Origin of the sequence: Bradyrhizobium sp. 191 (assembly GCF_023100985.1) — a bacterium.
GTDB lineage: Bacteria > Pseudomonadota > Alphaproteobacteria > Rhizobiales > Xanthobacteraceae > Bradyrhizobium > Bradyrhizobium diversitatis.
Genome location: NZ_CP064692.1, coordinates 5,930,331 through 5,956,711, shown reverse-complemented (window position 1 = coordinate 5,956,711; position 26,381 = coordinate 5,930,331). Strand labels below are relative to the sequence as shown.

General features: G+C 60.0%; 23 protein-coding genes. 7 read left to right on the top strand and 16 right to left on the bottom strand.

What is annotated here, in order from left to right; all coding sequences use genetic code 11:
* Nucleotides 1–60 precede the first annotated feature (60 nt).
* From IVB23_RS27785 to IVB23_RS27765, 5 genes are read left to right on the top strand one after another with little or no spacing between them, the layout of a single operon-like run.
* Nucleotides 61–1,497 (top strand): sugar ABC transporter substrate-binding protein, encoded by a 1,437-nt coding sequence (locus IVB23_RS27785; RefSeq protein ID WP_247800737.1) that lies wholly within the window; start codon nucleotides 61–63, stop codon nucleotides 1,495–1,497.
* Between the two features lie 59 nt (nucleotides 1,498–1,556).
* On the top strand, nucleotides 1,557–2,483 hold the full coding sequence (locus IVB23_RS27780; protein WP_247800736.1) for a sugar ABC transporter permease: 927 nt from the start codon (nucleotides 1,557–1,559) through the stop codon (nucleotides 2,481–2,483).
* On the top strand, nucleotides 2,480–3,319 hold the full coding sequence (locus tag IVB23_RS27775; protein ID WP_247800735.1) for a carbohydrate ABC transporter permease: 840 nt from the start codon (nucleotides 2,480–2,482) through the stop codon (nucleotides 3,317–3,319). The genes IVB23_RS27780 and IVB23_RS27775 overlap by 4 nt, the downstream gene beginning before the upstream one ends.
* Before the next feature lie 10 nt (nucleotides 3,320–3,329).
* A complete protein-coding gene (locus IVB23_RS27770; protein ID WP_247800734.1) occupies nucleotides 3,330–4,433 on the top strand; it encodes an ABC transporter ATP-binding protein in 1,104 nt (367 codons plus the stop codon).
* Between the two features lie 14 nt (nucleotides 4,434–4,447).
* A complete protein-coding gene (locus tag IVB23_RS27765) occupies nucleotides 4,448–5,359 on the top strand; it encodes an SMP-30/gluconolactonase/LRE family protein (RefSeq protein WP_346659117.1) in 912 nt (303 codons plus the stop codon).
* Nucleotides 5,360–5,403: 44 nt separating this feature from the next.
* Here IVB23_RS27765 and IVB23_RS27760 read toward each other — a convergent pair whose 3' ends face one another.
* The 5 genes from IVB23_RS27760 to IVB23_RS27740 all read right to left on the bottom strand — a co-directional run bounded on the left by IVB23_RS27760 (nucleotide 5,404) and on the right by IVB23_RS27740 (nucleotide 11,144).
* Entirely contained in the window at nucleotides 5,404–7,257 is a 1,854-nt protein-coding gene (locus tag IVB23_RS27760; protein ID WP_247804976.1) for a TRAP transporter large permease subunit, read from the bottom strand.
* Nucleotides 7,258–7,292: 35 nt separating this feature from the next.
* Nucleotides 7,293–8,318 (bottom strand): TRAP transporter substrate-binding protein, encoded by a 1,026-nt coding sequence (locus IVB23_RS27755; RefSeq protein ID WP_247800732.1) that lies wholly within the window; start codon nucleotides 8,316–8,318, stop codon nucleotides 7,293–7,295.
* Between the two features lie 194 nt (nucleotides 8,319–8,512).
* The gene (locus tag IVB23_RS27750; RefSeq protein WP_247800731.1) at nucleotides 8,513–9,523 is read right to left on the bottom strand and encodes a transketolase family protein; all 1,011 of its coding nucleotides are present in this window, start codon (nucleotides 9,521–9,523) and stop codon (nucleotides 8,513–8,515) included.
* The gene (locus IVB23_RS27745) at nucleotides 9,520–10,371 is read right to left on the bottom strand and encodes a transketolase (protein WP_247800730.1); all 852 of its coding nucleotides are present in this window, start codon (nucleotides 10,369–10,371) and stop codon (nucleotides 9,520–9,522) included. The genes IVB23_RS27750 and IVB23_RS27745 overlap by 4 nt, the downstream gene beginning before the upstream one ends.
* A 23-nt stretch (nucleotides 10,372–10,394) precedes the next feature.
* On the bottom strand, nucleotides 10,395–11,144 hold the full coding sequence (locus IVB23_RS27740) for a glucose 1-dehydrogenase (protein WP_247800729.1): 750 nt from the start codon (nucleotides 11,142–11,144) through the stop codon (nucleotides 10,395–10,397).
* A gap of 111 nt (nucleotides 11,145–11,255) precedes the next feature.
* Between IVB23_RS27740 and IVB23_RS27735 the strand changes: the two genes are divergently transcribed.
* Entirely contained in the window at nucleotides 11,256–12,152 is an 897-nt protein-coding gene (locus tag IVB23_RS27735) for a LysR substrate-binding domain-containing protein (RefSeq protein ID WP_247800728.1), read from the top strand.
* 162 nt (nucleotides 12,153–12,314) lie between these two features.
* Here the strand turns inward: IVB23_RS27735 and IVB23_RS27730 are convergent, their stop codons facing one another.
* From IVB23_RS27730 to IVB23_RS27680, 11 genes are all read right to left on the bottom strand, one after another.
* Nucleotides 12,315–12,557: a hypothetical protein gene (locus IVB23_RS27730; protein ID WP_247800727.1), complete on the bottom strand. Its 243-nt coding sequence runs from the start codon at nucleotides 12,555–12,557 to the stop codon at nucleotides 12,315–12,317.
* 89 nt (nucleotides 12,558–12,646) lie between these two features.
* A complete protein-coding gene (locus IVB23_RS27725) occupies nucleotides 12,647–14,050 on the bottom strand; it encodes an aspartate aminotransferase family protein (RefSeq protein WP_247804975.1) in 1,404 nt (467 codons plus the stop codon).
* A gap of 10 nt (nucleotides 14,051–14,060) precedes the next feature.
* Nucleotides 14,061–15,539: an NAD-dependent succinate-semialdehyde dehydrogenase gene (locus IVB23_RS27720; RefSeq protein ID WP_247800726.1), complete on the bottom strand. Its 1,479-nt coding sequence runs from the start codon at nucleotides 15,537–15,539 to the stop codon at nucleotides 14,061–14,063.
* A 407-nt stretch (nucleotides 15,540–15,946) separates the two neighbouring features.
* Nucleotides 15,947–16,426, bottom strand: coding sequence for an Lrp/AsnC family transcriptional regulator (locus IVB23_RS27715; protein ID WP_247800725.1), 480 nt, complete (start codon nucleotides 16,424–16,426; stop codon nucleotides 15,947–15,949).
* A gap of 207 nt (nucleotides 16,427–16,633) precedes the next feature.
* Nucleotides 16,634–17,803 carry a Xaa-Pro peptidase family protein gene (locus IVB23_RS27710; protein WP_247800724.1) on the bottom strand — a complete coding sequence of 390 codons (1,170 nt, stop codon included), beginning with the start codon at nucleotides 17,801–17,803 and terminating at the stop codon, nucleotides 16,634–16,636.
* 40 nt (nucleotides 17,804–17,843) lie between these two features.
* Nucleotides 17,844–19,034: a M20 family metallopeptidase gene (locus tag IVB23_RS27705; protein WP_247800723.1), complete on the bottom strand. Its 1,191-nt coding sequence runs from the start codon at nucleotides 19,032–19,034 to the stop codon at nucleotides 17,844–17,846.
* Nucleotides 19,035–19,289: 255 nt separating this feature from the next.
* Entirely contained in the window at nucleotides 19,290–20,339 is a 1,050-nt protein-coding gene (locus IVB23_RS27700; protein WP_247800722.1) for an extracellular solute-binding protein, read from the bottom strand.
* Between the two features lie 61 nt (nucleotides 20,340–20,400).
* The gene (locus IVB23_RS27695; protein ID WP_247800721.1) at nucleotides 20,401–21,495 is read right to left on the bottom strand and encodes an ABC transporter ATP-binding protein; all 1,095 of its coding nucleotides are present in this window, start codon (nucleotides 21,493–21,495) and stop codon (nucleotides 20,401–20,403) included.
* An 8-nt stretch (nucleotides 21,496–21,503) separates the two neighbouring features.
* On the bottom strand, nucleotides 21,504–22,304 hold the full coding sequence (locus IVB23_RS27690) for an ABC transporter permease (RefSeq protein WP_247800720.1): 801 nt from the start codon (nucleotides 22,302–22,304) through the stop codon (nucleotides 21,504–21,506).
* On the bottom strand, nucleotides 22,294–23,172 hold the full coding sequence (locus IVB23_RS27685) for an ABC transporter permease (RefSeq protein WP_247800719.1): 879 nt from the start codon (nucleotides 23,170–23,172) through the stop codon (nucleotides 22,294–22,296). Before IVB23_RS27685 ends, IVB23_RS27690 begins: the two co-directional genes overlap by 11 nt.
* Before the next feature lie 452 nt (nucleotides 23,173–23,624).
* Nucleotides 23,625–24,326 (bottom strand): hypothetical protein, encoded by a 702-nt coding sequence (locus tag IVB23_RS27680; RefSeq protein ID WP_247800718.1) that lies wholly within the window; start codon nucleotides 24,324–24,326, stop codon nucleotides 23,625–23,627.
* Nucleotides 24,327–24,688: 362 nt separating this feature from the next.
* Between IVB23_RS27680 and IVB23_RS27675 the strand changes: the two genes are divergently transcribed.
* Entirely contained in the window at nucleotides 24,689–26,374 is a 1,686-nt protein-coding gene (locus IVB23_RS27675; RefSeq protein WP_247800717.1) for an MFS transporter, read from the top strand.
* The last annotated feature ends 7 nt before the right edge of the window (nucleotides 26,375–26,381 follow it).

Sequence of the window (26,381 nt, the reverse complement as noted above, 5' to 3'; positions counted from 1 at the left end):
ACGTGAGAAGCGCTCCAAAGCCGCCTGGCGGTTTGCGGACGCCAGGAGGAGGAAGAAGGGATGAAGTTCAGGACGTTTCTCTGCGCGGCCGCTGCCCTGGCGCTCACTGGTGCCTCGGCGCCAGCCGCCGATAAGGATGCCGCCGACATCGCGGTCGAAGCCGCAAAGAAGTATGCGGGAACGACAATCAGCATCGTCTGGGAGGCCGGTCTTCAATCGCTCGACCCGCTGAACTATTCAGGCCCGAAATGGGAGAAGCTCACCGGGATCAAGGTCAAGGTGGTCGAAGTGCCCACCGACCAGATGTTCACCAAGATCATGCAGGATTTCAAATCGGGCGCCGGCGCCTATGACGCGCTGAACGTCATTCCGTCCTGGATGCCTGACCTTGCGCGCGCTGGCGCTCTCGAGGCTCTCGACAAGTATGTCGACAAATTCGGCTATCGCGACGAGTTGCAGGACATCGCGGCCGCGTACCGCGACAACCAGATGCAGTATGACGGGAAGATTTACGGCTTTCCCGACGACGGCGACGTAATGCTGCTCTACTACCGGAAAGACATCTTCGAGGATCCGAAGATGAAGGAAGAGTTCAAGGCCAAGTTCGGCTACGAACTCGCGCCGCCAAAGGACTGGAAGCAGTTCGACGAGATCGGCCAATTCATCACCGACAAGATGGCACCCAAGGTTTACGGCGCCGGCTTCTTCCGCACAGCGCCCTATCCGCAATACATGTTCCAGGAACGCTTCCGCATGGAAGGCGGCAAGTTCTTCAATGCGGACACCATGAAGGCGACGGTGAATAGCGACATCGGCCTCAAGGTGTTCAAGCAAATGCTGGCGGAAAACAAGTTCATGCCGCCAGGCGTAGAGCAGTGGAATTTCGTCGACAATCTCGCCGCGTTCCTCCAGGGCACCACTGCGATGACGATCTCCTGGCCGCCCTATGGACGATGGGCCGCTGGCTACGGTTCGGGCGAGGAAGCGTTGAAGTGGGTGCCCAAATCGCAGGTCGCCGGCAAGGTCGGCTACGCACTCACGCCTCTCGGCCGTCCGGAGCTCGGCGTCGGCTTCGACCTGTCGGTGTCGGCGACCAGCAAGAACAAGGAGGCCGCCTATCTCTTCGTTCAATGGCTGAACAGCAAGAAGACCAGCCTCGAGCGCGTCCAGCTCCCCTATACGCTGCGCGATCCGTTCCGGCTGTCGCACTACGCGAGCGAGAAATACCGTGCGCTCTGGCCCGACGCTCCCGCCTATCTCGATACGATCAAGACTTCCGGCGAGAAGGGCCTGCTCGATCTCTCCCTGCTGCAACAGGACAAGTACGACGAAGCAGTGACCAAGGCGATCTCGAGCCTCTGGGCGGGCGAAGATCCCAAGGCTATCCTCGATCGCCTGGCGCAACAATTCGACGCCATCACCGAGAAAGTCGGCATCGACAATCAAAGAGCGGTCTACAAGGTCTGGGCGGCAAAGCCCGGCGCTTATCCCCAATAGCTGCCTTGGACACAGCACGGGAGGCCTAGCCCTCCCGTGCTGTGCTGTTTCCTGGACTGATGATGACGCTTTCCGCAAGTCTCAAGGGTGCCGAACAACGTCGGCCTAGCCGCCTCGGGCGCGTGCTCGAGGACCGCCTGCCCTATCTCATCGTCGCACCGGCCATTCTGATCCTTCTCCTGGTCGGCTTGTTCCCCCTGATCTATTCGCTGATCGTGAGCTTTCAGCGTATCACGATGACCGAGAACGACACGTCCTTCGTTGGCCTCTTGAACTATGCGGAGCTGTTCAGGGATGCTCGCCTCTGGGCCTCGCTCGGCCACACTGCCATCATCACCGCGATTGCCCTGCCCCTCGAGCTGCTGATCGGCTTCCTGATGGCGCAGCTTTTCATCGATCGCATGCCCGGACGCCAGCTCTTCGTCGCGCTGCTGGTGCTTCCGACGGTGATCTCTCCGATCGTCGCGGGAGCAACCTGGCGGCTCATGTTCGACGTTCGCTTCGGTCCAATCGGTGAGATCCTGAGCTTCATTGCGGGCGAGCCGGTGCGGATCCTTTGGACGGTCAATCCTGCCTACGTCTATCCGGCGATCGTCGTCTGTGAAGTCTGGCAGTGGTCACCGTTCATGTTCCTGCTGCTGCTCGCAGCCTTGTCGAACGTCGACCAATCGCAGCTCGAAGCTGCGGAAATCGACGGCGCATCGTACCTTCGCGTGCTTCGCACCATCGTTCTGCCGGCGATCGCCCCCGTTGTCGCCGTGGCCTGTGTGATCCGGGGTCTGGACCTTGTCCGCATCTTCGACATCATCTGGGCTCTTACCGAAGGCGGCCCGGGCTCGATGACCGAGACCATCTCGCTCTACACCTATGTGCAGGGCTTCTCGCAATTCGAGACGAGCTATACGGCCGCGATCTCGTTCCTGGTGATTGCGCTGCTGACGCTCATCACCACCCTGGTCCTAAAGCGCATGGAGCTTGCGCGATGAGGGTCGCCAAGCTTCCGGCGAGAAAAGCCCGCATCCTGGCGCTCCGCTATCTCGGCGCCGGCGTCGTAACCCTGCTGTTTCTGTTTCCGGTCTACTGGCTGTTCATGATCTCGTTCAAGACGCCGGATGAGATCTATCATGTGCCGCCCTTGTGGATTCCGGGTCAGATCCAGTTCTCGAATTATTACGTGCTGTTCAAGGACGGCGACGTCCTTGCCATTCTGAACAGTCTGATCGTCGCCGGCGTCAGCTCCGGCGTTGCGATCGTTCTTGGGACGCTTTGCGCCTACAGCCTCGCCCGGTTCGGCACCGGCGGCGAGAACCTGGCAATGTGGATCATCTCCCAGCGCATGATCCCACCAATTGCGGTCGTCTTTCCAATCTTCCTGATCTACGTCTATTTTGGTCTCGTCGACGGCTATTTCGGGCTGATCCTGCTCTACACGGCGTTCAATCTTCCTTACGTCATCTGGATGATGCGCGGCTACATCGTCGACGTTCCACTGGAGCTCGAAGAAAGCGCGCTCGTGGACGGCCTGAATCGATGGGAAGTGATCTGGAAAGTCGTCTTTCCAATGGTTCGCCCGGGACTCATGGCGACGTCGGTCTTCACCTTCGTCTTCGCCTGGAATGACTTCCTCTTCGCGCTGGTGCTCACGCGTACCGAGGTCATCACCTTTCCCGTCATGCTGACGCACTACTTCGGGGGACAATCGAATTTCTGGGCAAAGATCGCGGCGATGTCCGTTCTGGGAACGTTGCCGATCTTCGTCGCGGTCTCGGTGATCCAGCGCTATCTCGTGCGCGGCATCTCCTTGGGCGCAGTCAAGGGTTAGGGGGCGCGGAGTGGCTGACGTCAAGCTGTCCGGGGTGCACAAGTACTACGGCAACGTGCACGCGGTTCGGGGTGTGGATCTCACCATCACCGACGGCGAATTCGCAGTGCTTGTAGGGCCGTCAGGTTGCGGCAAGAGCACGCTCTTACGAACAATAGCCGGTCTTGAAGACCCGGACGACGGAACGATCACCATCGGCGGCGCGGTGGTCAACGATCTGCGCCCGCGCGAGCGCAACATCGCGATGGTGTTTCAAAACTACGCGCTCTACCCCTATTTGACCGTCAACGAGAACATCGGGTTCGGTCTGCGCGCCCGCAAGACTCCAGAGATGGAGATCAGGAAGCGGGTCAGCGAAGCCGCCGAAATGCTCGGCATCGGCAATCTTCTGCAGCGCTATCCTCGGCAGCTCTCCGGCGGACAGCGTCAGCGCGTCGCCATCGGCCGGGCCATCGTCCGGAAGGCGGACCTCTTCCTCTTTGACGAACCTCTCTCGAATCTGGACGCTCAGTTGCGCGACGAGATGCGGACCGAGATCAAGCGTTTGCATCACGAGATCACGACCACGATGATCTACGTCACCCACGACCAGGTCGAGGCGATGACGCTCGCTGACCGCATCGTGCTGCTCCGTGACGGAAAGATCGAGCAGCAAGGCGCCCCGCTTGAACTGTTCGAGCAGCCCCGTACGGGTTTTGTGGCCGGCTTTCTCGGGTCTCCGTCGATCAACCTCATCCCGGCGACCCTCAAGACGAACGGCGGCGTTGCAGCAGTTGTGTTTCGGCCTGGTGATTCGCTGACACTTCCGCCCGCAAAGGCCACATTAGTCACCCACTGGGATGGACGGGAGGTTCTCGTCGGCATTCGTCCCCAGCACCTTACCCGGGCTAGCGGCGGACCTCTGCGCGCCGGAGTGGTCTCTTATTCAGCCGTCGCCGATCTCATTCAGCCGACCGGCACCCGCACTTTCACTACCATCAAGATCGGCGGAGTGGATGCGGTTGCCGAGCTGCAAGCTCATGACGTCAGCAGCCATGGCGAGCTGATCGACCTCGCCATCGACCTCAATCGTGTGGTGCTGATCGATCCGGCCAGCGGCCTGGTCATCGTATAACGAGAGCCAATGATATGGAAAAGGGGGAAGGAAAAATGGCGCCGAGCCACTTTGCCACCGGAATCGGAGCGCCCGAGGGCCCGGTGTGCCTGCCGGATGGATCAATGTATGTCACGGAGATGTCCGCGTCGACTCTTTGCATCACGCGGCTTGACTCTCGCGGCAACCGCAGGGTGATCCGGACAACGGGCGGTCGTCCGAACGGACTAACGACCGATGGTCACGGCCGGATCTGGATCGCGGAAGCCGGCCTGCGAGCGCTGATTTGCATCGACGAAAGCGGCACCGAGATCCGGCGCATGCAGGGCGAAGATACGGACCGCTTTCTGTTTCCGAACGATCTCTGCTTCGGTCCGAATGGACTGCTCTACATGACCGACTCCGGCATGGCCGCTGAGGATTTCATCAACGGCCAGGCCTTCGTCGACGACTATATGAATCTTGACTGGGACGGCCGTGTGTATGAGATCGATCCAGCGGCCATGAAGGTCCTCCGCGTGCTCGATCGCAAGATCCGGTTCACCAATGGCATTGCCTTCGGTCCCGACAATCAGCTCTATGCCAACGCGTCCTTCACCGGCGAGATCTACCGATACGACGTGCTCGGCGAAGCCTCGCCGACACGTGCGGTCTTCGGCAACGTCCTGCAGCCTGATTCCAATCCCGACTTCAAAGGGCCGGACGGTATGGCCTTCGGGACGGATGGCCGCCTCTATTGCACGGTCTACAACCAGAAGAACGTCACGGTGCTGGACCGACGGGGTGAAGTGGTCGACCGGCTGATCCTGGATGGGCCGCAGCCGACGAATTGTGCCTTCACGCTCGATGGCAAGAAGCTGCGTGTCACTGAAGTCGGCAAGGGCCAGGTCGAGGAGATCGATATGGCCTGTGAAGGCCTGCCGCTGTATCTGCCGAAATTCGCTTGACGAGGTGCCTCGCGGTTTTGTCCCGCGAGGCGTCCCGCCGAGGCTCAAAGGAAGCCGATCGACAGCCAGGGCACGGCCGCGACGATCAGTGTGCCGATCAAGAGCGCGATCATGTAGCCCACGATCGGCTTCATTCCCTCGTCCGGGTTGATGCGGCTGATCGCGCACGCCGCGTAGTAGCCGACGCCGAAGGGTGGCGCGAACAGCCCGATTCCCATCGCGAGAACGACCACCATCGCGTAGTGGACGTCGTGCACCCCCACCTGCCGCGCGATGGGGAACAGGAGCGGGCCGAACAAAACGATGGCCGGGATCCCTTCCAGCACGCTGCCCAGGATCACGAAGGTCACGATCGTCACCGCCAGGAAGACGGGGACGCCGCCGGGAAGGCTGGTCATGAACTTTGCAAGAGAGGCAGAAAATCCCGACTGGGTCAGCGCCCAGGCCATGCCCGTCGCCGCGCCGATGATGAGCAGGATCGCCCCCGACAGCGAGGCCGTCTCGACCAGCATCGGATAGATGCGGCGCCAGTCGAACTGCCGATAGATGAAGAGACCCGCACAGACCGAGTACAGGATGCCGATGGTCGAGACCTCGGTTGCCGTTGCGACGCCCTCGACGACGGCGGTCCGGATCACGAATGGCAGTGCGATGGCGGGAATCGCGATCACGAAAGCGCGGCCAATCTGCCGCCCCGTGGCTCGTTTGACGTGAGACAGATCCTCGCGCCGGTATCGCCACCAAACGACGGCGGCGAGCATGCCCGCGAGCACCACGCCGGGGAGCAACCCGCCGGTGAATAGCGCGGAGATCGAAACACCCGTCACCGAGCCGATCGTGATCAGAACAAGTGACGGCGGAATCGTCTCGGTTTGCGCCCCCGTCGCGGCCAGGAGCGCAACGAGATCGCCGGGCTTGGCTCCGCGCTGTCGCATTTCGGGAAACAGCACCGGAGCCACCGCAGCCATGTCCGCCGCCTTGGAGCCGGAAATGCCCGAGACCAGATACATTGCCCCGACGAGCACGTAGTGCAGTCCGCCGCGGACGTGACCGAGAAGGCTCGCCAGGAAGCTGACCATAGCGCGTGCCATGCCCGTCATCTCGATCAGAAGGCCAAGAAAGACGAAAAGAGGTACGGCAAGCAGGATCAGGTGGCTCATGCCCTCATCCATCCGTCCGATCATCACCACGTCGGGCGTGCTGGTTGTCAGGGCGAGATAGCCGACCGTGGCGAGGCCGAATGCGAACGCGATCGGCACGGCCGCAAAGACCATCGCGCCGACCACGAGAACGAAGAAGATCAGGAGATTCAGATTGCCGAGCGGCTTCAACACCGGCGCCAGCAGAACGAACGTCCCGATGACGCCTGCGACGATCGCCAGAGAGGCCAGCAAGCTGCGCAGGTTCGCGATGCGGATGAGCCGGAGGACGGCTGCGACTAGCATCAGCCCGATCCCGATCGGCAGCGCTGCCGCACGCCAGGTGTTGACGATCTCAAGCGCCGGAGTCGTGACGAAGGCCTCATCGGCCGCGAATTCATAGGCCGGCCAAGCGACGAGCACGAGAAATGCCAGCGACGCCGCGGCCGCTATGACATCCAGGAACGCGCGAACCTCCGCGCCGAGCACGCCGACGATGGCGGTCATCCGCATGTGCTCGCCGCGCTGGAACGCAATCACCGATCCGAGCATGGCGAGCCAGAGGAAGAGAATGCCGGCAAGTTCATCCGACCAGACGATCGGCGAGCGAAACACGTATCTGCCCACGATGCCCGCGGACAGGACCGCGATCTCCGCCAGGACAAGCAATGCCGCCGGGACTGCGACGACGTGACCGAGCACCGTATTCGCTTTCACTATCCAACTGCGCGAGCCTGCTTGAGACGCGCCGGCCGCCATACTGGCATCTGCGTGCGGCGTATGGCTCACGCTGGTCATGATAGCTGACCCGCGGCTTTTTCGAGCTGCGACCACGCCTCCTCACCGAACTTGCCCTTCCAGTCGGCATAGAAGCTGGTTTTGGACAAGGCCTGGCGGAAAGCGGCACGATCGACGTCGATGAACTTGAGGCCGTTGGCCGAGAGGTCGGTTCGCAATGACTGGCTGAGCTTTGCGATATCGGCTCGCTGATCGACGGCAGAGCGGTCGAGCTCGCGCGTCACGATCTCCTGCACGTCCTTCGGCAGGCGCTCGAAGGCGCGCTTGTTGCCCAGGATCCAGTAGCCGTCCCAGACGTGCCCGGTCAGGCTGCACGTGCTCTGCACTTCATAAAGACGCGCGGTGGCGATGATCGGCAGCGGATTCTCCTGGCCGTCGACGACCTTGGTCTGCAACGCGGAATAGACCTCGTTGAAGTTGATCGGGGTCGGACCGGCGCCGAGCGCCTTGAAGAGTGAGGTCAGCAGCGGCGCGGGCGGTACGCGGATCTGGAAATTCTTGAGATCATCCGGCGTTCGCACCTCGCGGCCGGACGAGGTCACCTGACGAAAACCGTTGTCCCAGGCCTTCGACACCGCCATGATCGGCGTCTTGGCAATCTGCGCCCGGATATAGGTGCCGAGGTCGCCGTCCATCGCCTTCCAGACGCTGTCGTAGCCGGCGAATGCGAAGCCGGTGTTCACGATGCCCGCGCTTGGCACCAGGGTGGCAAGAATCGAGGACGATTGATTGAAGAACTCGACGCCGCCGCTGCGAACCTGGGTCAAAAGCTCGGTGTCGGAGCCGAGCTGATTGGCCGGGAACAGCCTGATCTCCAGCCGGCCGCCGGTCGCTTCGCGAATACGGTCGATGGCCTCCTGGGCCCGGATATTCACCGGATGGGTTGGATCCTGTCCGGTCGCGAACTTGTAGACGAACTCGGCGGCGGACGCCGGGCGGGTCAGAATCCCGCAGAGAGGGACGGCCGTGGCCGCCATCAACAGCGAACGGCGGCTGATGCTTCCGGGCTTCGAGATAGTCATGTCTTCCTCCTGATCCTGCATTGACGTTGGTCCCGACTGCATCAATCTGCGCTGGCATGCAGCCTTCCGGGCTCTTCGTTCACCGGCTCTCGACCGCCGGCATTTGGGCAAGAACCATCGCTCGCCCCCCGCAACATGCGACGGGCGTAGCTCCTCACTCGGGCTTGGATGGGTTGACGCTTAGTGCCGGTGCGCTAAAGCCACTGCTTGATCTGCCGTGCGACCTCTGCGGTGGAAATCCCGTAGCGGTCGTGCAGTGTCGGAAGTGCGCCAGCGTCAAGAAATTCGTCCGGCAATGCGATCTGGCGGAAAGGCGGATGGACGCCTGAACGCATCAGAAGTGTGGCAACCGCCTCGCCGAGGCCGCCAATCGTTGTGTGGTTCTCGGCAACGACGACAAGGCGGCCCGACTTGCCAGCTTCACGCAAGATCGTCTCGGCGTCGAGCGGCTTGATGGTTGGAACATGCAGCACCGCAATATCGATATTGTCGTCCTTCAAGGTTTGCGCGGCCTCGAGCGCACGCATGGTCATGATGCCGGATGAGATGACCAGGACGTCCTTCGCGTCGCGGATCAGCTTGGCCTTGCCGAGCTCGAATTTGTAGTCGTACTCGTCCAGCACGACCGGCACCTGGCCGCGCAGCAGGCGGGTGTAGACCGGCCCCTGATGCGCCGCGATGGCAGGCACCAGCTGCTCGATTTCATGGGCATCGCAGGGATCGATGACCGTCATGTTTGGCATCGCGCGAAACAGCGCAAGATCCTCCGCGGCCTGATGGCTCGGGCCGTAGCCCGAGGTCAGGCCGGGCAATGCACAGACGATCTTCACGTTGCGGTTTTCCTCCGCGATCGTCTGGTGAATGAAGTCGTAAGCTCGCCGCGATGCGAACACGGCGTAAGTGGTGGCGAACGGCATGAAGCCTTCGGCGGCGAGGCCGGAGGCGGCGCCGAACAGAAGCTGCTCGGCCATGCCCATCTGGTAATAGCGGTCCGGAAATTCCTTCGCAAAGATGTGCAGGTCAGTGTACTTGCCGAGATCGGCCGTCATGCCGACCACATCGGGACGGCTGCGTGCGAGCTCGACGAGCGCGTGTCCAAAGGGCGCAGGTTTCGTTTTCTGCCCCTCCGTCGCGATCGATGCAATCATGGCGGAGGTGGTCAGGCGCGGCTTGCCCGGCTGCGGTGCTGATCTGACGGTCTTCATGCCTGCCTCCCGGCTTCCAGCGCGGCAAGCGCGAGCTGCCATTCGTGCGGCTCGACCCGGATGAAATGGCTCTTCTCGCGCTGCTCCAGGAATGGAACACCCTTCCCCATCAACGTGTCGGCGACGATCATCCTCGGCTTGGGCTCGGGATGGGATTTGGCCACGTCGAAGGCGGCAACCACGGCATCGAGATCGTTGCCGTCGACGCGCTGCACGAACCAGCCAAAGGCCTGAAGCTTGTCCACCAGCGGCTCGAATGCCATGACCTGCGTGGAAGGACCGTCCGCCTGCTGATTGTTGACATCGACGATACCGATCAGATTATCGAGCTTGAAGTGACCTGCCGACTGGATCGCCTCCCAAACGGAGCCTTCGTCGAGCTCGCCATCGGAGAACAAAGTGTACACCCGCGCCTCGGATTTTTTGCGCTTGAGTCCCAAACCCATGCCGACGGCGATGCTAAGCCCAAGTCCGAGCGAGCCGCCCGACATTTCCATTCCGGGTGTGTAGGAGGCCATGCCCGACATCGGCAGGCGGCTCTCGTCGCTGCCATAAGTTTCGAGCTCCTCCTCGGGAACAATCCCCGCCTCGATCAGCGCGGCGTAGAGCGCGATAGCGTAGTGCCCGTTCGAGAGAAGGAAGCGGTCGCGTCCTTCCCAGGACGGATCCTCCGGCCGGTAGCGCATTGCGTGGAAATAGGCCACCGCGAGAACGTCGGAGATGTCCAGCGCCTGGGCGATATAGCCTTGGCCCTGGACTTCACCCATGCGCAGCGCATTGCGGCGAATGTTGTAGGCGCGGTCCGCCAGCTTGGGGGTGTTCGCAAGCATGTTGGTCGGCGTTTCCATCGATCTGACCTTGTCTCGCTAACTCAGTGGATGAGCATGCCGCCATTGACGTCGATCACGGCACCGGTCACGTAGGCCGAGAGGTCCGACGCCAGGAAGGTGTAGATGCCGGCGACGTCGTCCGCCGAGCCGAGACGATTGAGCGGAATGCCTTCCAGGATTTTCGCTCTCATCTCATCGGTCAGCTTTCCTGCCGTGATGTCGGTGCCGATCAGGCCGGGCGTGACGCAATTCACGCGAATGCCATCCGGGCCAAACTCCCGTGCCATCGCCTTGGCGAGGCCAAGCACGCCGGCTTTCGCCGCGGAGTAGTGCGGGCCGCCAAAAATTCCACCGCCACGCTGGGCCGAGACCGACGACATGCAAGCAATCGATCCGGATTTCCGTGCGCGCATATGCGGGATCACGGCTTGGGAGAGGAACAGAACACCCTTCAGATTGACGTCCTGAATGCGATCCCAATCGGCCGCTGAAATCTCCAGGAACTTCACCGGCTGGGTGATGCCGGCATTGTTGACCAAAACATCAATGCCGCCAAAGGATTCGATCACGCGAGCGACCGCCTGCTCGCAGGACGATTTGTCAGCGACGTCGCACCCTAGCCCAATGTGGGAGTTTCCAAGCGATGCCGCAGCATCCGCCGCAGCGCTTGCGTCGATATCGAGAATAGCGACCCGAGCGCCCTCGCCGGCGAACCGCCGGGCGGTGGCAAGCCCGATCCCGCGCGGCGAGGCCGCGCCCGAAATGATGGCCGTCTTACCGCTGAGCAGCATCAGTTCCTCCCGCGAATTTGTTCTTTCTTGGCAAGGCTAGGAATGACCTGCAGAGGGCCAGAGGACAAACGCACAGTTGTCACGGATCGATGAATCTGGTTCACTTATGAGATGCTGTCGAATATCCCCATATCGGCAATTCGAGCCTTTGAAGCCGCCGCCCGCACCGGGTCGTTTCGCGATGCGGCGAATGAGCTTCATCTGACGCCAAGCGCCGTCAGTCACGCGATCCGCAAGCTGGAGGGTACGCTTCGCACAGTTCTGTTCGAGCGCAGTTCGCGGTCTGTGCGGCTCACGCCGGCCGGCGAGAACCTGATGCGTCACACGGGAGCGGCATTCGATCAGCTCCGCCGTGGCCTGGAGGAAGTCGCTGCGCGCGGGCCACAATTGGTGCGCGTCCATTCCGCGCCCAGCTTTGCCGCGCAATGGCTGGCGCCACGGCTTGCACAGTTTCTCGCCGCTTACCCGAAGCTCGAAGTTCGACTGGCTGCAAACACCGACTACGCACGCTTCAGCAACGATGATTTCGATATCGACATCGTCTACGGTCCGCCGCGCGCGGAAGGTGTCGAAATTATTCCTCTGCCGGAGGAGACGGTCACGCCGCTCTGCTCTCCCTCGCTCGCAAAATCGATACGAAAGGCTGCCGATCTCCTCGATCAGACGCTTATCCGTTCCGACGTGAAGCGGGTGCAGTGGCACCAATGGTTCACCGGGAATGGATTGGAAGCGCCTGCGCTTCACGGCATGAGATTCGACCGGAGCTTTCTTGCGATTGCGACCGCTGCGGAGGGATTGGGCGTGGCGCTGGAATCAACCCTCCTGGCCGAGCGCGAACTGGCGAGCGGACGATTGGTCGCTCCGCTGGCGGGACGCGCCAACGATATCCGCTACGTCGGACACCGCCTGATCTACCCGCGCGCCAGCAGACAAAGATCGGCAGTGCGAGCCTTTGCAGATTGGATCGTGGCACAACTCGGCGGAGAAGACGTCCGTTCCTCGCAATGAACTGCAAGTCTGGCACGGGCTTTGTTAAAGCAAACGAACAGCCAATCGATAGGCACAGCTGAAGCCGATGCCGCTAGGGAGATCGCTTCCAGCGCCAAGAGAGAGCCATTGGTCTGCTCTCAGCAACTCATAGCCACACGTCGGCGATGCCAGGGACTGTCTTCAGCCCGCCGGCCGGGGCAAGCCGAGCGAATCGCGCAAGGCGCGCAACACAAACACATTTTCCTCAACCTGGATTGCGAATTGTAATCCTGAACGGCCCGCAGTCAGGCGCGTGCGAATATCGCAAAGGTTTTCAGGACACGTTCGCGGGCGGCCGAATGCATTTGGGCTGGCCGCTTTCGCGAACAAAAAATAGGCGAGGTATGCCTCGAAGACGAATGAGTAACGGTGTTCAACAATCATTCGATCCCTGCACATGATCCGGAAAGATGCGAAGCGGATTTCCGGACCGTGCTTCAAGAGGACAACCAAACTTGGAGGAGATAACCAAGCTAGATCTTCTGTCCTTCATGGACCAGTTCATCCATGACCGATCGAACAGCCGATTCCGCAATAGATACCATCTCATCGACCTCGGCCCTGGTGATGACAAGCGGAGGAGCGAAACCGAGGATGTCACCATGCGGCATCGCCCGTGCGATCAGTCCGCGATCCCGTGCCGCCTTCGCAACCCGTGCGCCGACCTTGAGTGCGGGATCGAAGCGAGCTTTCTTGTCGCGATCGGCGACGAACTCGATGGCTCCCATGAGGCCGACGCCACGTACCTCTCCGACGATTGGCAGTTGCGCAAACTTGGCCTCCAACTGGGCCTGGAAGTGACGTCCAACCGTGTCGGCATTGGCAGGAAGATCCTCCTTCTCGACAATATCTAGCACGGCGTTGGCTGCAGCCGCGCCGATCGGGTGACCGGAATAGGTGTATCCATGAGAGAAGGCCCCCACCCGGTCGGCGGCCTCTTCCATGACCTGATAGACCTTCTCGCCAACGATCGCGCCAGATAGCGGAAAGTAGGCCGAGGTCAAGCCCTTTGCGATGGTAATCAGATCGGGTTCGATCCCGTAATGCTGCGAGCCGAACATTGAACCGGTACGGCCGAACCCGGTAATGACCTCATCGGCGATGAGAAGCACGTCATGCTTGCGCAGCACTGCCTGAATGGCTTCCCAGTAGCCTTCCGGGGGAGGCGTGATGCCTCCGGTGCCGAGGACGGGCTCGCCGATGAAGGCGCCGACGGTTTCAGCACCTTCCCGCTGAATGAGGTCGTCCAGCTCCGCGGCGCGGCGTCGCGAGAACTCAATCTCGGTTTCACCGGAATGTGCGCCCCAGAAGTGGTGTGGGACGCCGGTATGCAGGATCTGCGAAAACGGCAGGTCCATGTGATCGTGATAGAAGCTCATGCCGGTCATCGAACCGGAGATGACGCTGCAGCCGTGATAACCACGATCTCTCGAGATGATCTTCTTCTTTTTCGGCTTGCCCCTGAGATTGTTGTAGTACCAAACGAGCTTCGCCTGCGTCTCGTTGGCATCCGAGCCGGACATTCCATAGAATACCTTGCTCATCTTGCCCGGCGCCATCTTCACCAGGCGATCAGACAGAAGGGCAAGCTCATCCGTCGTATGCCCGGCGTAGGAATGATAGTAGGCAAGACGATAGGCCTGTCTGGAAATGGCTTCAGCGACCTCGGTTCGACCATAGCCGACGTTCACGCAATAGAGACCGGCAAAACCATCGATCAGTTCCTTGCCGGTGGCATCCTGGATACGAATTCCTCTGCCGGTCTCGACAATGGTAGGGTCACCGGCTCTACCTGTTGCGAACTCCTTCAGCTGCGTGAAAGGATGGAGAACCGAACGACGGTCCAGTTCGCTGATCTTCGCGACATCGATCATCACTATTTTTCCTTCAAGCGGCAACGCCGCCGATGCAGACATATTTGGGCTCCAGATACTCGGCCAAGCCGAGCTTGGAGCCTTCCCGGCCGAGCCCCGACTGTTTCCACCCCCCGAAAGGTATTGGCGCGCCCGTGAATTTCGGCGTGTTCACAGCAACCATTCCGTACTCAAGGCGGTCGGCCACGCGCATCGTCCGTGCGAGATCCTGTGTGTAGACGTAAGCTGCGAGCCCCATTTCTGTGTCGTTGGCCCGCGCAATGACTTCGGCCTCATCATCGAAGGGGAGGATCGCAGCCACTGGCCCGAAGGTCTCCTCGTTCGCGATTAACATGTCGTCCGTGACGTCAGCGAGCACTGTCGGTGTGACGAAGTTGCCTCCCAGCGGGCTGTCCTGTCCGCCCGCAATGAGCCGCGCGCCGGCGGACAGGGCTTGCGATATGTGCTGGCGGCATTTTTGTGCAACCGCGGGTCGCGTCATCGGACCAACATCGGTGCCGCTTGCTAATCCATGGCCGACTTTTAATTGTGCCGCCGCCTCTGCAAAGCGATCCACGAAACGGCCATAGATGCCGCGTTGAACGTAGATCCGGTTGGCGGCCAGGCAATCCTGGCCCGAAGTCGCAAATTTGGCGCCGATGCATCCAATCACCGACGCTTCAAAGACGGCGTCGTCGAATAATAGGAACGGCGCGTGACCGCCGAGCTCCATCGAGGTTTTCTTTACGGTTCGCGCAGATTGGCTGAGCAAGAGGCGCCCCACTTCCGTTGATCCGGTGAACGAGAAGGCCCGGATTTCGGTCCGCTCAAGCAGGTGCCTTGTGAGGGACGGCGCCTCTCCGGTTACGACCTGGAAGACGCCGGCAGGCAGGCCTACCTCTTCCGCCAGCTTTGCGAGCGCCAGAGCGGAGAGCGGCGTCTCTGGGGCGGGCTTCACGATCATGGTGCAGCCCGCGGCAAGCGCGGCCGCGGCCTTGCGCGCGATCATTGCAGAAGGGAAATTCCACGGCGTTATGGCCAATGCTACGCCAATTGGCTGCATCTGAACCGATAGTTTGCTGTTCGGCAGATGGCTGGGAATCGTATCGCCATAGGCGCGCTGCCCCTCAGCGGCGAACCAGTCGATGAAATTTGCACCATAAGCGATTTCGCCGCGCGCCTCCAAAAGCGGCTTGCCTTGCTCGCAGGTCATGATCACGGCAAGGTCTTCGGCATTCCGCCTGATCGCTTGTGCCCAGGCGCGCAAAATGGCGCCGCGCTCGCAGGGCAGACGATCGCGCCAAGTCAGGAACGCCCGTGCAGCAGCCCTGACCGCGAGATCGACTTCGCTGGGCCCACAGGCCATGACATTGCAGAGGAGTTCGCCGGTCGCGGGATCCTCCACCGGAAGAGCTTGGCTTGTTTCAACCCAGGCACCATTCAGAAACGCCCGCGTTTCGACCAGATCTGGTCGTACCAGTTCCTTCAGTGCCGCCGGCGCGAGGCCCTTCATAAATGGCTCTCCAAATTGAGCATCGGTGAGCCGCCACCATAAGGCTGGCCCTGCACAGGAAAGCGGCGAGTGCGGGTCGCTCGGGTATTTAATTCTGCAAATAGAAGCGTGTTCTCGCAGGAACGCCGCTCCGATCCTCAGCAAGCGCTGTTTTCCAATCACAGCTTCGGATCGCCCCCAAGCGCGTTGATCAGCAGTTCAGGACAAGCGGACAGGAGGTGGTCCGAGCTATCGGCCGGTTGGGAGCGAACGCCGCGTTCTGTGCAATCCTCACGACGGTGCCGGATCGGATTCGCCCAACGCCCGTTGAAACTCGAAGATGCGCAACGCAGATGTCTACTCGGTCATCTGGTAACTTGACATAGAGAGGACCGCCTACAGCTTCGCTCAGGAAGCTCGCCTTAGGCTCAGATCTCCGGCGCTTCGATCGGAATGGTGAAACCGACCTTCACGCGGTCCATGATGACCAGAGTCTTGAAGCCCTTGATGTCGGGATTCTCATAAAAAAAGCGACGGGTGAACTGCTCATAGCCTTCCATGTCGGTTGCCGTGACGATGATCACGAAATCCGCCTCGCCGGTGACGTAATAGCCGCTCATCACCTCCCTGTTGGCACGTAATGCCTGCTTGAAGCGATCGATGATATCTGCGCGCTCTCGCTCCAACGACACCAGCACCAACATGGAAACGGGACGACCGACGGCTTTCGGCGAGACAATCGATACGTCCGCTTCGATGATGCCACTGTCCCGTAGCTTCTTGAGCCGCCGTTGGACGGCCGTCGCCGACAATCCAACCCGCTCGCCTATTTCATCAGACGTCAACCGGTTGTTGCCCTGGACGAGCGTCATGATACGCGCATCCAGTCGATCGTAGCTAAAAGCCATTCGCTCAATTCCTGCGTCTGGCTCCAGAATAACGCAGCTTCGCTGCTACTGCCAAGGGATAGTGACAGATTCTCGGCGTCTCCGTTTGGGATCGAGCCTCTTGTGCGAACCGTAGTTACACAATTCGTTCGAACAAGCTTGCGCCTACAGGCGCGGGATTGCCGCGCCTGTAGAGGATCGGAGCTGCCTCCAGATAGGGTAACGAGATCAAATCTCGAACAGATCGCGCGGCAATTTCGTGAATGGTTCGCCGCCGGCGTCGGTCACGCGAAACGTCTCGCTGATGACATAGCCCACGTCCTCATCGACCCAGTTTCCGAGCATGAGATGGAACGTCATATTCGGCTTCAGGATAGTCGTATCGCCTTCCTTCAGGCTGGCCGTCGGCTCTGTCCAGTCGATCCCGACGGCATATCCGCACCGCGACTCCTTCTCGAACCCATGTTTTCTCAGCGTCGTATTGAATGCTGAGGCGATGTCGCTACAGGTCTTGCCGGTCTTGGCGGCAGCAAGTGCGGCTTCTAAGCCTGCAACCTCTCCTTCGTGCAGTCGTCGTATCTGGTCCGACGGCTTGCCGATCGACATCGTGCGCATCAGCGGAGAGGTATAGCCGTGCCGGACGCCGCTGAATTCGAGATTGATCTGGGAACCTTGCTGGAAGACGTCTTCAGTCCAGCGAATGTGGCACGTGGATGTGCGCGGCGTGGCGCATAGAAAGAAGCTCGCGAGATCGGTGCCCGGCTTTCCGTTCGCGCCGCGGACCAGCGTCGCAATGATTTCTGCGGATGCATCGGCTTCGCGCACGCCCGGGCGGATGACGTCCACGGCCTTGAGCATTCCCGCGTCGGAAATCGCTGCCGCTTCACGCATCATCGCGATTTCGAGATCCGATTTGACGCCTCGAATCCAGGTGACCAAATTGGTGCAATCGACGACCCCGGCCTGCGCCGCTCGAGACCTGAACTTTTCAACCGTCAAAGACGGCAAGAGCTTCGCTTCAAGGCCAAGCCCCCTACGGCCAAAACCCTTGTCCATGATAAAATCGATAATGGCGTCATATCCGTCACGATCGGGATTGGCGATGAGCGCTTCCGGGTAGCCGATCACGCGAGTGCGGTCGATGAACATCTGGTGGAGTGCCGCCGGTCCATCCATACGACGCGTAATGAACGTCGGCTCTTCGTCCTTCAAGGAAACGACCAGGCCTTGAGGGACATATCCCGACTTTGAGGTGTATCCCGAAAGGTAGGTGATATTGGCAGGGGCCGTGACTACCAGCACCTCGATTTCACGCCGCTCCATCTCCGACTTAACGGCAGTCAGTCTTCGCAGATATTCGGAACGGGGAAACGCCTGCGAGGCCTTTGGCATTGTCATGGTTTCAGCTCCTTGGGTGCGGTTAGGGTTTTTGTTCTGTTTATGAGTTCAACACTTCCAGACAGTACCGAACCGTCAATTCAGTGGTCGGACCGAGCAGGTCGTCCGAAGCTCCGAAAGTCGGTGTGTGCACGCCCGACTGATTGCCGGGGCCTTCACTGCCGAACCAGAAGTAGATCGAAGGCACGCAGGCAGAATAGAAGCCGAAATCATCGCTGCCGCCGCCAGCGGTCGGGGACTTCTTGTCGGAAAATCTGTCCTCGCCCGCCGTCTCCATAACGAGCCGCCGAAAGCGTTCAACCATGGCAGCATCGTTAACAACGGGCGGCTCGCCAAATCGATGAGAAAACTCCGCCTTTCCGCGATGCATGGCGGCGACGCCCTCAGCGATTTCTCGAACGCGCTGAACTAAGAGCGTTCTCCGCTCTAGGCTGCTCGTTCTGATCGTCCCGGTCATCGTGACGAAAGGGCAAATGATGTTCGTCGCTTCGCCACCGGCGATCGTTCCGATCGTAATGATCGCGCCATCATCGAACGGCATTTCCCGCGAAACGACCTTTTGGACCTCGTTGATGAACGCTCCTGCCATTGCGATTGCATCCACCCCGGCATGCGGCCTGGCGCCGTGAGCCATGGTCCCGATCAGCTTGAGCGCGAATTGATCCGCCGACTTGGTCACTGCACCTGCACGTGCGCCGTAGGTGCCGGCGGGCAGGTCGGTTTTTACGTGGAAACCGACGGCCGCGTCGAACCCGTCGAGCAGGCCCTCTTCCGCTACCGAGCGCCCCCCGAGCGGCTCAGCCTCCTCGGCCGGCTGGAAAATCACGCGAACCCTTCCGGAAAAATCTTCGCGCATCCGGTGGAATGCAAGCGCGGTCCCCATCGCGATCGATGCGTGCATATCGTGACCGCAGGCGTGCATCAAACCTGGCACTTGCGAGCGGTAGGACAGGTCGTCTCGCGCTTCCTGGATCGGCAACGCGTCGATGTCGCCGCGAACGGCGACGGAACGTCGCGCGCCGGAGGCCGCTCCCTCAATATCGACGTAAAGTCCGGTCTTGTGAAACGTCTTCGCGCCCGTAAGACCAAATCGTTCCAAGGTTTCACGGATGCGCTGCTGGGTCTTCCATTCGTTGTTGGAAAGCTCCGGCTCGCGATGCAAAGCGTGACGCATCTCGACGATCGTTTCCTGTTCAGGCCCGGAAAGCAGATTGTTCGCGATATTCTTCATTGCCATCTCGCCACGGTGTCGCGTTGAGCCTGATCCAACACTACCAGACCGACCTCGACGGAAAGCATCGACTGACCTGAATGCCGCGCAGCAATGCTGCAACATGTCGGTCGGACGCGCACAATCGCTGACAATCCTTCCGCAATGAGGCAAGTCGCTGTTGTCGCAAGTAGCGACCGCTGTTCGTCCGGGGAAGAGGAAGAGGCCCTAAAAGTCCACGCCGTATGTGAAGGGCCTCTCATGAGTCCGAAGCGATTAGCTCCTCAGCTCCTTCGTCATTCGCTCTCCGAGAGCCGGGCCCTGCTCCATGAACGCCTTCCAATCGATCGGCCGCTTCAATGCCGCTCGCTCGCGAGAGTTGATGAGGATGTCCCTCGCGAGATCGCCGAGCGCCACATCGGTGGTCGGTCCGTAGCGGAGGGCTTTCGGCACCGAAAGCATGCCCTCATCGGACAGCAGATGGTTGATGTAGGCGAGCGCAGCCTCTTTGTTGCGACATCCTCGGACGATGTTCGTGTAAGATGTGACCGCGTAGATGCCTTCTCGTGCGACAACCGTTTGCATCGGCGTGCCCGATTTCCTCGCCTCGTAGGCACGACCGTCCCAGAGCGTGCCCGCCTGCGCTTCGCCCTGCGTGAATGCCTGGAGCTGCGCGACGGAACTGGGAGGTGTCGCAATGATGTTGTCTTTCGCGGCTGCGATGACCTTAAACGCCGGCTCCATATTTGCCAGAGATCCCCCATTCCCTTCGGCAAGCGCGAGTAAGACAAGCCACCCCGTATAACCGGTGGCGGGCATGGTCGAAACCTTTCCCTTCAAGTCAGGACGAGCGAGATCCGTGAAAGAGGTCAGTGGCGGCTTGACCGTATCTGCGTTATAGACGGGAACAATGGACGCAACGCTGAACGGCGCACCATAGTCACCGAATTCGCGAAAACCTGGAAGGACGCGGGAGAGATTGGGCGCATCCGAGGCACCGAAGCTCTCCAATATGTCTCCCCGAATGCACTGAGGTATGAGCGGGCTATCTGCCATCAAGAGATCGATATGCGGATTGCTTTTGTTTGAAAGGAGCTTGGCGATGTCGGCAGCGGGGCTCGAGGGGATGTACTCCACCTTGAGGCCGGTGCTTGCTTCGAGGGGCTTCGCTACGCCTTCAATGAGGGCTTTGTCGTAGGTGCCTCCGTAGCCATTGATGCGAAGCGTTACGCCGGCAAATTTCTTCTGCTGGGCATGTACCGCGGGGGCCGCGATCGCCGTCAGAGCCGAAGCGGCACCTAGTGCAAGAAAGTCCCGTCTATTCATGAACTCCTCCTGTGCAATTTCTGTTTACGAAGACTTGGCGTCACTGGCGGGCGGAGCAGCCCTAAACGTCATTGGGCCGAGGCACGAAACGAAGGCCTGCGGGATCGATGACGATGTCGATCTGGTCCCCAGGTCTCGGCTTCTGGCCAACGGGAAACTGGGTATCCATGATCAAGCTGGACTTGCCCAGACGGAGACGTAGCCGGGTGAGCGCGCCGTGATAATCACTCGCTTCGATCGTCGCCTCGCGAACAGGCACTCCCGGCAATTCGTGCGGCTTCTTCACGTTCTCGGGCCTGATGACGGCGGTGACGTTTCCTGCCGTCCCGCAAGCCGGCAGGGTCAAGCCGTCGTCGGTCCTGAATTCGCTGTTTTCGACGATCCGTCCCTCCAGCAGGGAGCACCGTCCGATGAACTCGGCCACGAACCGCGTTGCCGGAGCATCGTAGATCTCCTCGGGACTGCCGACCTGCTCTACCGTACCGTTGTTCATGATGACGATGCGATCTGCAAGCGTGAGAGCCTCGTCCTGGTCGTGAGTCACGAATAGAGTCGTCATTTCAAGGCTGCGGATTAGGCTATGCAGGTCCTCACGAAGGCGTAGGCGAAGCTGCGCGTCGAGATTGGAGAAGGGCTCATCGAGAAGGAGCACTTTCGGTCGAAGGGCGAGCGCGCGGGCGAGCGCAACGCGCTGTTGCTGTCCTCCTGAAAGTTCGCGCGGATAACGTTCGGCAAGCTGCTGCAGTTCGACCCTTCGCAGTATGTCCTGAACGCGAATGTTGCGTTCCGACTTCTTCATCCCGATGTTGACCAGGCCGTACTCCACGTTCTTGATCACGGTCATGTGCGGAAACAGCGCGTAGTTCTGAAAGACGATGCCGACGTCACGCCTGAATGCGGGAACGTGTGTCACATCCTGCCCGTCGATCAGAATCTCGCCACCGGTTGGCGCGATGAATCCTGCCAACATGCGCAGCGTGGTTGTCTTGCCACATCCCGAGGGGCCGAGAAGACACACCAGCTCACCGCGGCCGATCTCGAGCGAGAAATCGGGCACGACCGTAATTGCACCGTAATCCTTCCTGAGGTTACGAAAGGAAACGATCGTTTCGCGCCGCAGACTGGACGCAAGTGCATCATGAACAAGAGTGTGCATGCTTCTCCCTAAATGACGGACTTCGGTCCTGAGATGCGGTCAGCGACTAAAATGGCTAGCAGCGTGAAGACGATGACGACCGACGATACCGCGGCAACCAGCGGGTCGACGGTTTGCTCGACGTAAGCCAACACCTGGACTGGAAGCGTGACATTGCCCCCCGCCCCTAAAAAGACCGAGAGGCTGACGTTTCCGAACGATGTGACGAATGCGAACACACCGGCGGAAATGATACCGGGGATAAGCAACGGGATCGTTATTGTTCTCAGAATCGTGGCGGGCGTGGCCCGCAGGCTCATTGCAGCCTGCTCCAGATTTCGGTCGAACAACACCATGCTGGCCGATAGCGTGCGCACGACATAAGGGAGCGTCACGACCACGTGGCCAATGAGCAGGCCAATGAAAGTCTGGCTCAAGCCGATCCAGACCTGTAACTGCATCAGTCCTAATCCCAGGACCACGGCTGGCATAAGTAGGGGAGAAAGAAGGAAACCGCGCACTAAACTCCGACCGGAAAACTTATGGCGCTCGATTGCGAACGCGGCCGCGAAGCCGATCAGGAGGGAGAAGACCGTCGCCAGCGCAGCCACTTTCAGGCTCAGGGTCAGCGAATCAATGAAAAGTGAGCTCTCCCAGAATGCGGAGTACCAGCGCAGCGAGAATCCTGTCGGCGGAAACCGCATTGCGTCGCCCGATGTGAAGGACGTCGCGACGACAATCACGGCAGGAAGTATCAGCGCAAGATAGACGAGTGCGCGAACCAGCCTCCCCACCCAAGCCAGTATCCTGTCCATGGTTTCACCGAACATGGAGACCTCGCGTGAGCGGACGAATGATGGCCGTGTTCAGGGCCGCCATGAGGCCAAAGCCCACCGCGAGCAAAATGAAGGCCATCGCGGCACCGAACGGCCAATTCGACGTGGTCAGAATTTGATCGTAGATGAATCCGCCGACCATCTGGGCCCGCGGCCCCCCCACCAGCCGAGGCGTCACGAATGCAGAAACAGCCATCACGAAAATCAGTGACAATCCCGCCAGGATACCCGGCGTCGAGAGAGGAATAATGACCTTCAAGAATGTCCGTGCGCGATTTGCGCGCAGGCTCGTCGATGCCTGCTCGAGGACGGGATCAATCTGCATGACGACATTCATGACAGAGATAATCATAAACGGCAGAAATTGCTGGATGAGGACGATCACGACAGCAGCGCGGTTGAACAGCAATTGCTGCGGGCTGGTCACGATCCCCAGCCACACGAGCACGTTGTTCACCAGACCTTGCCGGCCGAGCAGCACGAGCCACCCAAAGACAACCACGACCAGACTCAAGGTCAGCGGAACGATCACCATCAGCATGCGCAGGCGGCGCTCGGCTGGAGGGTGCCGCGCGAGGGAGTAACCAACTGGAAAACCGAGGACGAGGCAGCCGAGGCAAACGATCAGCGCGTAAGCCACAGTCTCCGCAAGCACCGACAAATACAGCGAGTTCCCAAAGAACTTCGCATACTGGGCCAGGGAATAGCCTTCGGCTCCAATGCTCGTGCCGCCAGGGTAGAAGCTTATCCGCAGGACGATCCCCGCTGGGATCACCAGAAAGACGAGAAGGGTCAGCAACGCCGGCGCCAGTAGCAACCGGTATTGTTTCCCACCTTCCGATGCAGATGTGGCTGAACTCATCCCAATCCTCGGAGAAGTTTTGGAAGCCCACGCCTGCCCCGACGAGCATTGCGACAGCGCATGCTTGTTGGGCGGCTCTCGTCCCACCCCCCCCTCACCATTCCCAGAAGCTAACCACAAGGGAAAGATGAAAATGCTTAAATTATGTGGCTGGTACGCATTATTCCTGCGTATATTCGGACCCAGCGCATGTTTTCTGCTCGAACTGTCAACCGTGCGACGGTCGCGTTGAGCGCAAAGCGGTCGCCAAGATCTGGACACTCGCCCGCCCAAGGATGGCTGCGGCGCTCAGATTGAACGCAAGCGCTTAGCTGCGTTTAGCTTTCGCAAAGCAAATGTCAGGCCACTGAGGCGACATCGTCGTCGTGGTATTAGAAGCTCTTATGGGTCCCCGATCGCAGTACAAGCCTTCGACTGCGCGAAAGCCCACCGTCGCGCCGGCGAGCGAGATCTCAACCGAGCGCCGCAGCGGTCGCCCGGCATAGGCTGACAATGTCGTAAACCGGTAGTCTGGTGAGACGACGGATAGCGGGCGCGACAATGGGAAAGCCTGCGCATTCGAGCAAGATCACAGCGATCTCCGGATTCGTCCTGCGAAGGCGCTCAACACACGCTGCAACATCCGCTTCGATGCTGGCGACGCTGGTCGGCGGCACCGGCCGCTTCAATTCATTGTGCCAGAACTCTCCGCCCTCGATCCCACCAACTATGATTCGGGCACGCTGAGTGGCGTCGTCGACGCCGAGCAGGTCTTCGCTGCAATGCGCTGAATCATAGGTCAGCACCGAGATTTTTCCGAACGCCGGGAGCTGGCGCAACAAGGCTGGGATTAAGAGCAAGCTTGACATGATCACTGGCACGTTCACCGCCGCTGCGATCGCTGTCTGGTGTCGGATCGAAAAGCCGCAGTTCGAGCTGATCGCGATCGCTCCTCGTTCAACGAGACGCTGAGCTGCCTTGACATACGGCAGCTCCAGCGAGGGATCGCCGCGGACGACATTCTCGACCCAAGCCCCAGGCACCGTTTCAAAAATGGCCGGGTGTTCGAACGTATTGGGATGGCGCAGCGATCCGGGGCTCGGGTTGGGCCGAGGGGCATCGGGTGACAGGTCACGCTCGAGTTCCAGAATGCCGAAAGAGCGAGAGCTTGCCATGCGAAACTCCGAATGCCGGTGAGAAAACAATCGCTCGCAAAAGCATAAGGCAAGTTCAAAGCCGGCTTTGGGCAAATAATTCGACGGCGGCGCGCAAATTCGGCTTTAGTTCAGTCAGAACAGCGTCTTTTCGACTCTGTCCAAGCCGCAGCCCTTGAGTGAGCGAGGATGCAACTCAAGTAATCGAAGTGGCAAGCATGCCTTACTGAGTGCCGGAAATCGGCCCTCTCGTGCGTTCTCGCGCAGAAATGCTGCACGCTCACGGCACCTTCGTCCATCTCCGCGGCGCAGTTTGAAGTAATGTGAGCCATCAGCGACACGGCGCCAAAATGCCGGCTGGCGACAGACATGACCTGGAAGCTATGAACAAGGTGGTACGTACTGAGGCGCAGGCGATTTCCTTAACTCCCTTTTCACCTCTTAAGAACGCAACCTTCCGTGCAATCTGGCTCGCGGGACTGGTATCCGGGTTAGGCTGGTTGATCCAGACAGTCGCCATGAGCTGGCTCATGGCCACGATCTCATCGTCCGATCTGATGGTCGCACTGGTGCAGGCGGCAACGACCCTGCCTCCATTTCTCCTTTCGATCTTCGCCGGCGCGATTGTCGACAATTTCGATCGCCGCAAAGTCATGTTGATCGCGCGATGCCTGATGACTGGAGCAGGCGCCGCACTGACCATTGTGGTTGCGCTGGGCTTTCTCAATCCCTGGGTGCTCCTCGGCTTCAGCTTCCTGGCAGGCTGCGGGATCGCCTTTAACGACCCTGCCTGGCAGGCCTCGGTTGGCGATATCGTCAAGAGGCACGATCTGGCTGCAGCCGTGACGCTGACTTCCGTCGGCTTCAATACGATCCGCAGTGTCGGGCCAGCACTCGGAGGCCTTATCCTCGCCGCCTTTGGTCCACTGATCGCTTTTGCTATGTATACGCTTTGCCTGTTGGTGCCATTGATCGTGGTATGGCGCTGCAAATGGCAGGTTCGCCCATCGCCGCTACCGCGGGAATCGTTGACCACTTCGGTTTCGGACGGCGTGCGTTTCGCCGCCATGTCAGCCGAAATAGTGGCGGCAATTGCACGAGGCGTTCTCTTTGGCTTCACGGGAATCGCCGTGCTCGCGCTTCTCCCTTTGATCGTTCGCGACCATTTGCAGGGTGGACCAGTTGTGTATGGCGCCTTGATGGCCGGCTTCGGAGGCGGCGCTCTTTTGGCCGGCCTTTTGTCTGGCTTCCTGCGACGAATCCTGTCTGCGGAAAAACTGCTGAAGGTGGCATGCTTCGCCTGTGCGATATGCTCAGCAGTGTTGGCATCAACCTCCTCTTCGTCGATGGCGGCAGTCGCTCTCGCTTTGGGCGGGGCAGGTTGGGTTATCGGCTGGTCCGGATTCAACATCAGCATTCAATGGGCAAGCCCGCGATGGATCGTCGGCCGCACGATCTCGATTTACTATGCCTTGACGTATGGTGGCTTGGCGGCGGGGAGCTGGTTGTGGGGCGCGACAGCTCAAAACTATTCCTTGACAACAGCCTTGGAGGCCTCGGCCGGTGCCACGTTACTTGTTGCCGTAATCGGGTTCTTTTTGCCGATCCAAGAGTGCGTCGAACCCGACAACGCTCCCTCAGAGGGCGTCCAAGCTCCCGCGCTCGATCTCGATCTCGATCTCGATCTCGATCTCGATCTCGATCTGCAGTCGCGCAGCGGACCGATCATGGTCAAGATCAAATACCAAATCTCGCCAGAAAATATCGGTGCTTTCTTGGACCTCATGCGCCAACGCAGACGTATACGAAGCCGTATAGGCGCGCGGCAATGGACGCTATTGCGCAACCTTCAAGACCCTTCACAGTGGACGGAAACATTTCGCACCGCAACTTGGGGAGATTATCTGCGTTTCAACCATCGCCTCACGGCTGCGGACAAGCAACTCTGTGATCGCCTCTCACAATTGCACAGGGGAGCACTTTCGCCATCACCGGACCTCTTGATCGAGCGACCGACGACCCAGGTTCAGAAGTCCATTCCCCTGCGGTCGGTCTTCCCTCAGCCATAATCTGGTG

What these genes read in the sequence shown, in the direction of transcription:
- IVB23_RS27785 (WP_247800737.1), top strand. Translation starts at nt 61, where the DNA reads ATGAAGTTCAGGACGTTTCTCTGCGCGGCCGCTGCCCTGGCGCTCACT.
- IVB23_RS27780 (WP_247800736.1), top strand. Translation starts at nt 1,557, where the DNA reads ATGATGACGCTTTCCGCAAGTCTCAAGGGTGCCGAACAACGTCGGCCT.
- IVB23_RS27775 (WP_247800735.1), top strand. Translation starts at nt 2,480, where the DNA reads ATGAGGGTCGCCAAGCTTCCGGCGAGAAAAGCCCGCATCCTGGCGCTC.
- IVB23_RS27765 (WP_346659117.1), top strand. Translation starts at nt 4,448, where the DNA reads ATGGAAAAGGGGGAAGGAAAAATGGCGCCGAGCCACTTTGCCACCGGA.
- IVB23_RS27760 (WP_247804976.1), bottom strand. Translation starts at nt 7,257, where the DNA reads ATGGCGGCCGGCGCGTCTCAAGCAGGCTCGCGCAGTTGGATAGTGAAA.
- IVB23_RS27755 (WP_247800732.1), bottom strand. Translation starts at nt 8,318, where the DNA reads ATGACTATCTCGAAGCCCGGAAGCATCAGCCGCCGTTCGCTGTTGATG.
- IVB23_RS27750 (WP_247800731.1), bottom strand. Translation starts at nt 9,523, where the DNA reads ATGAAGACCGTCAGATCAGCACCGCAGCCGGGCAAGCCGCGCCTGACC.
- IVB23_RS27745 (WP_247800730.1), bottom strand. Translation starts at nt 10,371, where the DNA reads ATGGAAACGCCGACCAACATGCTTGCGAACACCCCCAAGCTGGCGGAC.
- IVB23_RS27740 (WP_247800729.1), bottom strand. Translation starts at nt 11,144, where the DNA reads ATGCTGCTCAGCGGTAAGACGGCCATCATTTCGGGCGCGGCCTCGCCG.
- IVB23_RS27735 (WP_247800728.1), top strand. Translation starts at nt 11,256, where the DNA reads ATGCTGTCGAATATCCCCATATCGGCAATTCGAGCCTTTGAAGCCGCC.
- IVB23_RS27730 (WP_247800727.1), bottom strand. Translation starts at nt 12,557, where the DNA reads ATGATTGTTGAACACCGTTACTCATTCGTCTTCGAGGCATACCTCGCC.
- IVB23_RS27720 (WP_247800726.1), bottom strand. Translation starts at nt 15,539, where the DNA reads ATGAAGGGCCTCGCGCCGGCGGCACTGAAGGAACTGGTACGACCAGAT.
- IVB23_RS27715 (WP_247800725.1), bottom strand. Translation starts at nt 16,426, where the DNA reads ATGGCTTTTAGCTACGATCGACTGGATGCGCGTATCATGACGCTCGTC.
- IVB23_RS27710 (WP_247800724.1), bottom strand. Translation starts at nt 17,803, where the DNA reads ATGACAATGCCAAAGGCCTCGCAGGCGTTTCCCCGTTCCGAATATCTG.
- IVB23_RS27705 (WP_247800723.1), bottom strand. Translation starts at nt 19,034, where the DNA reads ATGAAGAATATCGCGAACAATCTGCTTTCCGGGCCTGAACAGGAAACG.
- IVB23_RS27700 (WP_247800722.1), bottom strand. Translation starts at nt 20,339, where the DNA reads ATGAATAGACGGGACTTTCTTGCACTAGGTGCCGCTTCGGCTCTGACG.
- IVB23_RS27695 (WP_247800721.1), bottom strand. Translation starts at nt 21,495, where the DNA reads ATGCACACTCTTGTTCATGATGCACTTGCGTCCAGTCTGCGGCGCGAA.
- IVB23_RS27690 (WP_247800720.1), bottom strand. Translation starts at nt 22,304, where the DNA reads ATGTTCGGTGAAACCATGGACAGGATACTGGCTTGGGTGGGGAGGCTG.
- IVB23_RS27685 (WP_247800719.1), bottom strand. Translation starts at nt 23,172, where the DNA reads ATGAGTTCAGCCACATCTGCATCGGAAGGTGGGAAACAATACCGGTTG.
- IVB23_RS27680 (WP_247800718.1), bottom strand. Translation starts at nt 24,326, where the DNA reads ATGGCAAGCTCTCGCTCTTTCGGCATTCTGGAACTCGAGCGTGACCTG.
- IVB23_RS27675 (WP_247800717.1), top strand. Translation starts at nt 24,689, where the DNA reads ATGAACAAGGTGGTACGTACTGAGGCGCAGGCGATTTCCTTAACTCCC.